This window comes from Bacillus sp. AK128 (genome assembly GCF_053903075.1).
In genome coordinates, this window is sequence record NZ_CP096379.1 from 4349319 (window position 1) to 4360557 (window position 11239).

Consider the following 11239-nt stretch of genomic DNA (forward strand, 5'->3'; position numbering starts at 1 on the left):
CCTTTATATTAACTTTTTCCTAAAATGCTCACTAACTGTTTCTATTAAATAGACTGTAATGACTAAGGTAACAACAATCATTCCTACACTTTGATAATCACGCCAACCAAGCCCCTCATTAATTAGGAGGCCGATTCCTCCAGCGCCTACATATCCTAGAATGGCTGCATATCTAACGTTCCCTTCGAAGCAGAAAAGCGATGTAGACAAATAACTAGGTAGCACTTGGGGAATGATCGCGTAACGGAACGATTGGATTCTTGTCATTCCGATTGATTCCATCGCTTCAAAGGCACCCATATCTACATTCTCTATTTGCTCGTACAATAATTTCCCAACATATGAGATAGTGAAAAGGAAAATGGCCACTGTTCCCGCCATAGGACCAAGCCCAAATACGAAGGTAGCAATTAAAGCTGTAACAAGAGATGGTAATGTTCTAAGGAGACTTAGCAAAACTTTAAACACAGACACTACTATTGGATTTTTAATAATATTGTTAGATGATAGTACAGCCACCGGCATTGCTACTAATGCACCAAGAATGGATCCAAGTAGAGACATCTTGATCGTGTCCATGAGTGGCGACCATATTTGAGAGAGATAGCTCCAATTTGGAGGAATCATATCTCCAAGAATCGAGAAAAAATAACTAATCCGAGTGAAAAATACTTCTATGCTAAACCCTGTGAATTTTACAGATACATATGTGGCGATTAAGACCGCTATCACAATGAGAGGTGTTCGGGATCTCTTTTCTAGCACCACTTTTCCATTTGGTAATAACAATTTCTTTGGAGGAAAAAGTTTATCATACATTATGCCAATCTCTCCTCTAAAGAAGATTCAAATTCTTCTATATTACCACCATAAATTTCAGATAGTATTCCTTTTGTTACTCCTTCTGATGGGCCATCAAACACAACTTCCCCTTTACGAATCCCGATGATTCGATCAGCGTACTCTAAAGCAACCTCTACATGATGGATATTCATAACAACCGAGATTTTCATATCCTTGTTAATTCGCTTAAAGTCATCCATAACAATCCTTGATGTAACAGGATCTAAAGAAGCTATAGGTTCATCTGCTAGAATAATATCTGGGTTTTGGGCAAGAGTACGCGCAAGTGCGACACGTTGTTGCTGACCACCTGAAAGTTGGTCCACACGGATATATGCCTTATCAAGTATTCCTACTTTATCAAGCGCTTCTAGTGCTTTAATTTTTTGTTCCTTCGTATAAATCCCTGTTAACTTTCTCCAAAATGGGTTATCAGGGACAAAAGAAACAAGTACATTCTTTATAACCGTAGTTCTTGTCACAAGATTGAATGATTGAAAGATCATGCCGATTCTTCTACGTAATTGACGAACTTGCTTACCTTTTAAGGTTGTTACATCCACATCATCTACCATTAATTTTCCACTTGTAATTTCATGCATACGGTTCACGCACCGAATCAGGGTAGATTTCCCTGCTCCCGATAGACCAATTACAGCAACAAATTCACCTTGTTCTATTTTCAAATTGATGTTCTGCAATGCTTTTGTTCCATTTGCATATGTTTTTTCTACATTGATAAACTGGATCATGGTATTACCCCAATCTTTATAAACTAAGATTCTTAAAGTCTAGTTTCACTTTCATTTTCCACACATTTATAAACACGTGAAAAAATGAGAACTTACCTAATGAAGGCTGTTCTCATTTTTCATAATGGATCGTACTGTTATCGTAAATTTTTATTTCTTTAATTCTCTAAGAAGATCTTGTGCTTTTCTTTCATTATCATAGTCAGAAGCTTTTGCCTTTTGGTATCCTTCATGACTATAAATCGCAATTACTTCCTTACCTTCGTCTGTTTTAGCAATGTTAATGAATGCATCTTGAATCGCTGCTTTTAACTCGTCATTCATAATTTTAGAATTTTTGCTAACGCTCACCGTATCATTGTAAATTGGGTTTGTTACACCAATTACGTTTGTCTCATCCCAAATTGAAGCCGAGCGTCCTAATTCAGTTGTCCACTTGTCTTCATTGTCTCTTCTTGCATCTGCATAAGCTACAATAACGTCAGCTTGCCCTGCTGCTAAACGTGCAAATGAGCTACCATATGAATCAGATTGAACAAGCTTAGAAAGGTCAGTTAAGCTCTTCTTATATTTGTCTTGCATCCATAGAGTTGGATAGATATACCCTGCTGATGAAGATGAAGACATAACTGCCCAGTTTGCGCTATCTAAATCTTCCCAAGTTAATTCCTCACCTTTGTTAACTTTTGCAGCTAACTCTTGCCCTTTTTCAGAAGGACCTGCAATGATGATACTTTTGTAGTATGTTGCTTGCTTATCTGTTAAACCTTCAGTAGGCTTGTTGTCATTCCAATCTTTTGCATTTTCTGAGTCATTAGATAGTGCTGCACGTGTTGCAGTTAAAACTACTTCCGCACCATCTTCATAAAGTACATAAGTTCCACCAGGAATTAACCCAACATCCGTTGTACCAGCAGAAAGAGCTTCTCCAACTGCCTCATATGTAGTACCTACATCAATAGATACACTTCCAATATCAAATCCTAGCTTTGCTAATTCCTCTTTTAAAAGTCCTTTTAATGGTTCAGTTGCGGTAATAATTTGCTCTGGATCCTTTGAAGGAACAAAGCTAACTTTAAGTTCATCTATTTTTTCATTTTCTTCTTCAGTAGCTCCTGTTTCTGTTTCTGTTTCGGTTGTTTCTGTAGCAGTTTCTTTCTCTGTAGTTGCTGTTTCCTCAGATGATCCACAGGCAGCCACAACAACAGCTAGTGTAAGAATCATAAATAATGTAAGCCATTTTTTTAACATGATCTTTCCTCCTAATTTTGAAAACAATGATTAACCTAGTAAAATATAACATTCAATATTTAATAGAAATACCATATAAATGTAAAAAATATGTAAATTATGTAAATCTGGTGTTTTTATTTCAAATGGTTATTTTAGTAATGGAAGAGGATTTAAATGATATTTATGTACATATTGTTGTTTTAACAGACTAATTGAATTGGTTTTCACTATAATTAGTATGAAGACTTTTACTACTCCTTAAAATTTGTGAATTTAAAAAGGCAACACTCCCTATGTTCGGGATTGTTGCCTTACTTCTAATATTATTTACCTAGGGTGAGTAATTGTGTAATTTTTAAAGCGATCTGCAACTGCCTCACCATGGGGTTCTACTTAAGCACCAGCTGCGCCACGCACTCAACATGTGTGGTATGAGGGAACATGTCTACCGGTTGTACCTCTATCGTTTTAAATCCACCATCCTCCAACACTCGTAAATCACGAGCAAGAGTCGCAGGATTACAGGACACGTACACTACCTTCTTGGGCTTCATTTCAATGATCGTTTGTAACAAAGCCTCATCACAGCCTTTACGTGGTGGATCGACCACTAACACATCCGCTCGGATTCCTTGTGCATACCACCAAGGGATTACTTTTTCTGCTTCACCTACTGCAAAGTCTACGTTTTCAATTCCATTAATTTCTGCATTGCGTTTCGCATCCGAAATAGCCTCTGGTACGATTTCTACTCCATATACCTGCTTAGCCCTTTGTGCTAAAAATAACGAGATCGTTCCAATTCCACAGTAGGCATCAATCACAGACTCACTACCATTTAACTCAGCATATTTTAATGCTTGATCATAAAGTACTTTTGTCTGTTTTGGATTTACTTGATAGAATGACCTTGCTGAAATGGCAAATTTGATATCACCGATTAAGTCGTAGATATACTCCTCGCCCCAAAGGATCTTTGTTTTGTCACCCATAATGACGTTGGTTTTTTTGTTGTTCACGTTTTGGACGATTGATTTTATAGTCGTGGAAATTTTGCTAATCTCTTCAATCATTCTTTCTTTGTTCGGAAGCTTGTCTTCCTTCGTAACTAGGACAACCATCGCTTCACCTGTAACTTGTCCGTAACGAACCATAATATGACGGAGGTTCCCACTATGACGTTCCTCATTATAGGCACGAACCCCATACTTTTCACATATTTTTTTTGCTGCCTGTACAATATCATCATTGATTTGCTCTTGAATCAGACATTCATCCATATCGATAATGTCATGGGAACGTTGCTGATAGAAGCCTGCTACTAAGCCACCTTCACGTTCCCCTACTGGTACTTGTGCTTTGTTTCGATAGCGCCAAGGCTCGTCCATCCCTAAAACAGGATGTACAATTACACCCTGTAACTGGCCAATTCGAGCAAGGACCTCTACTACTTGTTTATGTTTAGCTTCAAGCTGGCCTTCATAGCTCATGTGCTGAAGCTGACAGCCTCCACAACTTTTATAGATTGGACAGGCTGGTTCCACTCGATGCTCGCTTTTTGTTTCAAGCTCCATTAATCGACCGAATGCATAGCCTTTCTTCACCTTTACGATCTTAATTGTCCCTATTTCACCTGGAAGAGCTCCTCCAACAAAGATTGGAAATCCCTCAACTTTTGCTACTCCTGCCCCATCATGTGTTAAATCATGAAAGGTAACCTGGTAGGTCTCATTTTTTTCTATTGGTGCTGTACCCTTTGACATATTCTACTTCCTTTTCCGCTAGATTGACTGCCGTCATTTTAACATAGATGTGGTAGTAAAAGCTATTTACTTCAGGAGTTCATCAAGATCCGTAATTATTTGATTTAGATCTACTTTTTCAGTTGGGTTTGCCATATCGTATAGTGCTCGAATGTTATTGTCAGCATCGACGAGGAACATTGTTGTACGATGGGCAATAAAGTTCTCCTCTTTTTTAAAACTCATCTGAAAATCAGCTGCAATCTCTTCTGTGTGACTTAGAGATGTACGCACTACCTTCCAGCCTGTAGCATCGACCTCAAATGCTTCTGCATATTGTACTAAACGTTCCTTTGTATCAAACTCCGGATCCATTGTGATGGCCACAAATTCCACTTTCGTACCAAATATACCTCTTTCTTTGAGCTGATTTTGAAGTAGCTTTAGATCCACAAATGTCATAGGACATATATCAGGACAATTCGTATAAAAGAAAACTACAATTTTCACCTTATTACTTTCAAAATCATAGGTAGTATCCTGCATCGTCTCAACCTGAAAAGGTTCTACACTTTTCATTACAGGTAAACTCTCTTCATTTGGCCAAACTAGATAGACCAGGACTGAACCAGCCAACACAAGTAATACCCAAATCCAATATTTCATTTTACACCTCCTTATACCCGAAGTGAAAATCTAACAAGCCACATCGTAATTGAAAGGACAACTGTCCCAAAAACAGAAAAAAGCATAATATTTCCTACTAAATCACGAGCAGCCACACCTGGTAATCCGCATAATGCGGGATCTAACACAACTAGCCCAAGCATACTTCCCATTAGTCCACCAATCCCGCCATTCCAAATCCCTAGCAGGACTGTTTGCATCCTATATAAAGAACCAAATAATGCTCCCATTAAGCAACCCAGAAGGATTGCTCCTACGACAACTAGATGGCTACCTGTAAAAAGAAAAACCAGCATCATACTGACGATGAATCCACTAACCCCAGTAGAGGCAAACGTGAAGGTTTTTCCAAACCGTTCATCAAATAGTTCCTTTCGCTGTAATAGAATATGGTACGTAAAAAGAATTGTAACAAGCTGGATTAGCAACAAAAAAATAATCATTCATTCACTTCCTTATGTTCCTTTTACAGAGATGGCTACAAATCCATAGGCAGCAAGTAGCGCTAGCTCCATAAACCATAAAAACAAGGTCGATCCATCCGTAACTGCCCCAATCATTGGCGCCATTAATCCCATCATTAAACCATTTGCCCATCCTGTAAGCATCGTCTGATAATCAAATAGCAACCCAAAAGCACTGCCGACAATCATTCCTAAAATAGATGTTGCTATCGTAACAGGGGCAAACTGTAAAGGAAATTGGGCAATAAGAAGTACTCCTGTTGATATAGCAATCATCCCTCCTGCAATCATGGATATATTCATGCCGAGTTGAAAACCAATCAGCCTACGACATTTATATATATATAGAAATAACAGGATGGTAAAAATTAAGTTCGCATATAAAAATAACCCTTCATGAACCACATTCTTCACCTCTTTACTAAAATATGCAGCCATTTTAAAAGAGGTCAATAAAAGCTTCCTATTGATTATTGCTTTGCGTAAAAATCCCCAAAGTCGAATTTTTTCCGTAGTATCAGAAACTTGCTATACATAAAGAGAGTTACTCTTTTCTAATTGATACTTAATTTCCTTAAAATATTGGTTTTACAGCCAAAAAATAAAATAACGAATCAACAGAGTTTTAGAAAAGAGCAAAAAAAAAGCAAACCCAGAAAGGGTCCACTTTTATCCTTGAAGTTGCTTTGCTTTTTCCATTGAAACAAATACGTCTAAATGCTGATAATAATTAATAAATTCACTTGGCACCACTCCACCATATTCACCGTCTAAGTTAAGCTGAAGTTTTTCTTGAGAGCTTACTTTAATTCGGTTAGCTTTCGTATAGATGATGTGCGGATCACTTAAGTGGTCACCTTTTAAAGCAAGTGAAGCAATTTTGATAAAATCAGCAAGGTTCGCTTTCTTGAGGATGATTAAATCAAACATACCATCACTAAAATTAGCATCTGGAGCCAGCTTCTCAAATCCACCAACTGAATTTGTGTTACAAACGAGAAATAGCATGATCTCTCCTTCAAAAGATTTACCGTCATATTCAATCTCGACCGGGGTTGGTTTAATGGATGGGAGAATTTCCATTCCTTTTAAGTAATAGGCTAGCTGACCTAGCATTGTTTTAAGCTTGCTAGGAACCTCATAGGTAAGCTCCGTCAATCGTCCGCCACCTGCAATATTGATGAAGAATTGGCCATTTACTTTTCCAAGATCAATCGGAATTGTAGCACCCTCACATATGATATTGGTCGCATCTTCAATCGTTCTAGGCACCCCAACTGCGCGAGCAAAATCATTAGTTGTTCCAACAGGAATAATTCCTAGGGTTGGACGATATTCCTGCTCAGCTAATCCGTTTACCACCTCATTAATTGTCCCGTCTCCGCCAGCCGCGATGACAACATCAAATCTGCGCTCCACAGCAAATGCTGCTGCTTTTGTCGCATCACCAGCACCTGTTGTTGCATGACAAGAGGTTTCGTAACCAGCCTTTTCAAGCTTCTGTAATACTTCGGGAAGATGTTTTTTAAAAAGTTCTCTCCCTGAAGTTGGATTATAGATTATTCTAGCACGTTTCATTTTTCATCATCCTGTATCATTTGAATAGACTGTTTGATTATAAATTCCGTTTTCCACTGCAGGCGCTTGCTTTCCGCTCCAACCAACTACAGGTTTATACAAAGCTCTCAAAAGCAACATATTTTACGAAAACAGCCTTTGAATAAAAGACAAGTGTTCTGATTATATTCTGTATGGAGTAAGTCTATACCTTTTTTAAATTCTAAACCTTTTATATTATACCGGAAAATTTATACATTTCCAATATTTACACTTTAGCAGTATACCCTACTTTCTATAATGAGAAACCTTAAATAACTTAGAAGCCTTCTTCGTATACTAATAAAATCCTTGAATGCACTGGAGGATGACCATGGAGATTTGGGAGAAGAATTTTAGTAATTGGAAGGCTACCAATGAACTTATTTATGTAGATTTAATGAAACAAAAAAAGGGTCGTGTCCGGCTATATGGTAGGCTACTTGCTTATGACATGCATGAACGATATGTCCAACTTTATAACGACGATGAAAAATCAGTTTATAAGGTTTCCTTTGGTGAGATTGATCATATTTCTTCTACAAGGCATTAAAAAGCACTCTTAAAAATGTAAGAGTGCTTCCCGTTTTTTAACGAGCTTTAATTTCTTCTAATAATATTTTATTAACTAACGGTGGGTTCGCTTGACCCTTTGTCGCTTTCATAATCTGTCCTACTAGGAAGCCAATTGCACGTTCCTTCCCACTTTTAAAATCATCAATCGATTGGGGATTTGCGTCCAACGTATCAGTGACAATCTTACGTAATGTACCTTCGTCGGAAATTTGCACAAGACCTTTTTCCTTGACGATTTTCTCTGGATCTCCGCCTTTTTCTAATAGCTCTTGGAATACTTTTTTCGCAAGCTTAGAAGAAAGTGTCCCATCTTGAATAAGTGTGATCGTTTTTGCAAGGCTTTCGGGAGTTAATGCAATTTCATCTAGCTCTTTATTAGCAGAATTTAGATAAGCAGATACATCCCCCATTAACCAGTTTGACGCTTGTTTTGGATCTGCTCCATTTTTGACGGTAGACTCAAAGAAATCAGACATCTCCTTCGTATTGGTAAGAACTTCTGCATCATAAGCTGGTAACTTTAGTTCCTCAATATATCGTTTTTTTCGAGCATCTGGTAATTCCGAAATTTCCGCACGAATTCTTGCCTTCCATTCATCATCAATATAAAGCTGAACAAGGTCTGGCTCAGGGAAATAACGATAGTCATCAGAACCTTCTTTTACACGCATCAATATGGTTTCTTTCTTGGCTTCATCATAACGACGTGTTTCCTGTTCGATAATTCCACCAGCTAAAAGCACCTTTTCTTGACGCTTTTCTTCAAATTCCAGCCCCTTTTGAACAAAGGCAAATGAATTTAAATTTTTGAGCTCTGTTTTTGTACCGAATTTTTCTTGACCAATTGGACGAAGTGAAATGTTTGCATCACAACGTAGGGAGCCTTCCTCCATTTTACAATCAGAAACGCCTGTGTATTGAATAATCGACTTTAGCTTTTCAAGATACGCGTATGCTTCCTCAGGAGTACGAATATCCGGCTCTGACACTATTTCGACTAAAGGTGTTCCTTGACGATTAAAGTCAACAAGTGAATAGCCATCACCAGAGTGAGTTAGCTTTCCAGCATCTTCTTCAAGGTGCAGACGAGTAATTCCGATTCGCTTCTTATTCCCATTTACTTCAATATCAATCCATCCATTTTCTCCAATCGGTTGATCAAATTGGGAGATTTGATATGCCTTTGGATTATCTGGGTAAAAGTAGTTTTTTCGATCGAATTTCGTATCAGTTGCCACTTCACAATTTAATGCCATGGCTGCTTTCATCGCAAATTCAACCGCACGCTTATTTAATACAGGTAAAACACCTGGATACCCTAATTCGATGACACTTGTTTGTGTATTAGGGGCAGCTCCAAAATGGTTAGGACTATTAGAAAATATTTTAGAGTCCGTTTTTAGCTCGACATGGACTTCAAGTCCAATAATTGTTTCAAAGTTCATCGTCTAACCCCCTTACAAATTTGGTTTTTGCTTATGATAGTCGGTTGCTTGCTCAAACGCGTAAGCTACGCGGTATAGGGTTGATTCATCAAAGTGCTTACCAATGATTTGTAAGCCCAGCGGTAGCCCATCTGAGAACCCACAAGGGACTGAGATTCCTGGTACACCTGCTAGGTTCACTGGAATGGTTAATATATCATTTGCATACATGGTCATTGGGTCCTTTGTTTTTTCGCCTATTTTGAAAGCATGGGACGGTGCTGTTGGTCCAATAATGACATCATATTTTTTAAATATATCTTCAAAATCTTTTTTAATTAGAGTACGTACTTTTTGCGCCTTAATATAATAGGCATCATAATAGCCTGAGCTTAATGCAAAGGTTCCAAGCATGATTCGGCGCTTCACTTCATTACCAAAACCTTCACTTCTAGTTTGCTTGTATAAGTCCAGAAGGTTTTTTGGATTTTCCGAACGAACTCCATAGCGGACTCCATCAAAACGTGCAAGATTTGCAGATGCTTCTGAAGAGGATAATAGGTAATAGGTACCTAGTGCATATTTTGAATGTGGAAGGGATACCTCTTCCCATGTTGCTCCTAATCCTTCTAATACCTTTAAAGCATCTAAGACTGACTGGCGAACGTAGTCTTGGACTCCTTCTCCGAGGTACTCTTTAGGCACAGCAATTTTTAATCCTTTAACATCTCCAGTTAAAGATGATAGGAAGTCCGGCACTTCTACATTAGCAGACGTTGAATCCATTGGATCAAGTCCAGAAATTGCTTGGAGCAGATAAGCATTGTCTTCTACTGTATTAGTAATGGGTCCAATTTGATCAAGTGAAGAAGCAAATGCGATGAGTCCATAACGCGATACTCTTCCATATGTAGGCTTTAATCCAACCACACCGCAATAAGATGCTGGCTGACGGATTGAGCCTCCTGTATCAGAACCTAGAGAGAACAAAACTTCACCCGCTGCAACAGCGGCGGCTGAACCACCACTAGAACCACCTGGTACATAGTCTGTATTCCATGGATTTTTCGTTGGAACGAAGCCAGAGTTTTCATTAGACGATCCCATCGCAAATTCATCCATGTTTAGTTTACCAATTGTGATAGTTTCTGCTGATTTTAGCTTCTCCACAACTGTAGCATCGTAGATTGGATCAAAGTTCGCTAAGATTTGGCTTCCGGATGTTGTACGAAGACCCTTTGTTACGATATTATCCTTTAGTCCAATTGGTAGCCCGAATAGTAAACCAAACTCATCTCTATTATTAAGTCCATTATCTAGCTCTTTTGCCTGAGCACGAGCATTTTCTTCATTTAGAGTAAGAAAAGCATTTATTTTGTTATCAACAGCAGCGATTCTCTTGTAGGAAGCATCCACTAGGTCTGTTGCACTGATTTCTTTCTTATGTAATTTACTATGTAATTCTGATATTTTATGGTCAAATAATGACATATATATCCCTCCCCTACTCTAGAATCGCTGGAACGCGAACCTGTCCATCCTTATGATCTGGTGCATTCTTTAATACTTCCTCAATCGGAAGTCCTTTTTCTGCCTTGTCCTCCCTTAATACATTCCTCATGTTTAGCACATGAGAGGTAGGCTCCACATCATCTGTATTCAATTCATTTAATTGCTCTGCATATGTAATAATTGAATCTAACTGCTTCTGAAATACTTCCGCCTCTTCTTCTGTGATCGCTAAACGAGCTAAGTGAGCCACATGCTTCACCTGATCTTTAGAAATACGTGACATTTCCCTTCACCTCCGTAGATTCGTACACTAACAATATACTGATAATACCAAAGTTTTCGTGCTTTAATCAACTAGCGACCTGCACTTCAACACTTTAAAGGAGTGGGGGCCTGTCCCCCACTCCTTT

The 11239-nt window shown here is 38.3% G+C and carries 12 protein-coding genes; 1 reads left to right on the forward strand and 11 read right to left on the reverse strand.

Going from position 1 to position 11239, the window contains the following annotated elements:
- Nucleotides 1-3: 3 nt before the first annotated feature.
- The 8 genes from phnE to M1D60_RS21775 form a co-directional block, all read right to left on the reverse strand.
- On the reverse strand, nt 4-819 hold the full coding sequence (phnE, locus tag M1D60_RS21740) for a phosphonate ABC transporter, permease protein PhnE (RefSeq protein WP_456276894.1): 816 nt from the start codon (nt 817-819) through the stop codon (nt 4-6).
- Entirely contained in the window at nt 819-1595 is a 777-nt protein-coding gene (gene phnC, locus M1D60_RS21745) for a phosphonate ABC transporter ATP-binding protein (protein ID WP_456276895.1), read from the reverse strand. The genes phnE and phnC overlap by 1 nt, the downstream gene beginning before the upstream one ends.
- A 150-nt stretch (nt 1596-1745) precedes the next feature.
- A complete protein-coding gene (locus M1D60_RS21750) occupies nt 1746-2846 on the reverse strand; it encodes a phosphate/phosphite/phosphonate ABC transporter substrate-binding protein (protein ID WP_456276896.1) in 1101 nt (366 codons plus the stop codon).
- Between the two features lie 371 nt (nt 2847-3217).
- Nucleotides 3218-4591 (reverse strand): 23S rRNA (uracil(1939)-C(5))-methyltransferase RlmD, encoded by a 1374-nt coding sequence (gene rlmD, locus M1D60_RS21755; RefSeq protein WP_456276897.1) that lies wholly within the window; start codon nt 4589-4591, stop codon nt 3218-3220.
- 66 nt (nt 4592-4657) lie between these two features.
- On the reverse strand, nt 4658-5236 hold the full coding sequence (locus M1D60_RS21760) for an SCO family protein (protein WP_456276898.1): 579 nt from the start codon (nt 5234-5236) through the stop codon (nt 4658-4660).
- Nucleotides 5237-5247: 11 nt separating this feature from the next.
- Entirely contained in the window at nt 5248-5700 is a 453-nt protein-coding gene (locus tag M1D60_RS21765) for a hypothetical protein (protein WP_456276899.1), read from the reverse strand.
- 12 nt (nt 5701-5712) lie between these two features.
- Nucleotides 5713-6174, reverse strand: a complete 462-nt coding sequence (locus M1D60_RS21770; RefSeq protein ID WP_456276900.1) for a hypothetical protein — start codon at nt 6172-6174, stop codon at nt 5713-5715.
- Nucleotides 6175-6390: 216 nt separating this feature from the next.
- Nucleotides 6391-7299, reverse strand: a complete 909-nt coding sequence (locus M1D60_RS21775; protein ID WP_456276901.1) for a diacylglycerol kinase — start codon at nt 7297-7299, stop codon at nt 6391-6393.
- A 352-nt stretch (nt 7300-7651) separates the two neighbouring features.
- Here M1D60_RS21775 and M1D60_RS21780 point away from each other — a divergent pair, with 352 nt between their 5' ends.
- Nucleotides 7652-7870, forward strand: coding sequence for a hypothetical protein (locus M1D60_RS21780; protein ID WP_456276902.1), 219 nt, complete (start codon nt 7652-7654; stop codon nt 7868-7870).
- Nucleotides 7871-7907: 37 nt separating this feature from the next.
- Here M1D60_RS21780 and gatB read toward each other — a convergent pair whose 3' ends face one another.
- The 3 genes from gatB to gatC are packed head-to-tail and all read right to left on the reverse strand — an operon-like array spanning nt 7908 to nt 11112.
- On the reverse strand, nt 7908-9338 hold the full coding sequence (gatB, locus tag M1D60_RS21785; protein ID WP_456276903.1) for an Asp-tRNA(Asn)/Glu-tRNA(Gln) amidotransferase subunit GatB: 1431 nt from the start codon (nt 9336-9338) through the stop codon (nt 7908-7910).
- Between the two features lie 12 nt (nt 9339-9350).
- Nucleotides 9351-10808, reverse strand: coding sequence for an Asp-tRNA(Asn)/Glu-tRNA(Gln) amidotransferase subunit GatA (gene gatA, locus M1D60_RS21790; protein ID WP_456276904.1), 1458 nt, complete (start codon nt 10806-10808; stop codon nt 9351-9353).
- 13 nt (nt 10809-10821) lie between these two features.
- Nucleotides 10822-11112: an Asp-tRNA(Asn)/Glu-tRNA(Gln) amidotransferase subunit GatC gene (gatC, locus tag M1D60_RS21795; protein ID WP_456276905.1), complete on the reverse strand. Its 291-nt coding sequence runs from the start codon at nt 11110-11112 to the stop codon at nt 10822-10824.
- Nucleotides 11113-11239: the final 127 nt, after the last annotated feature.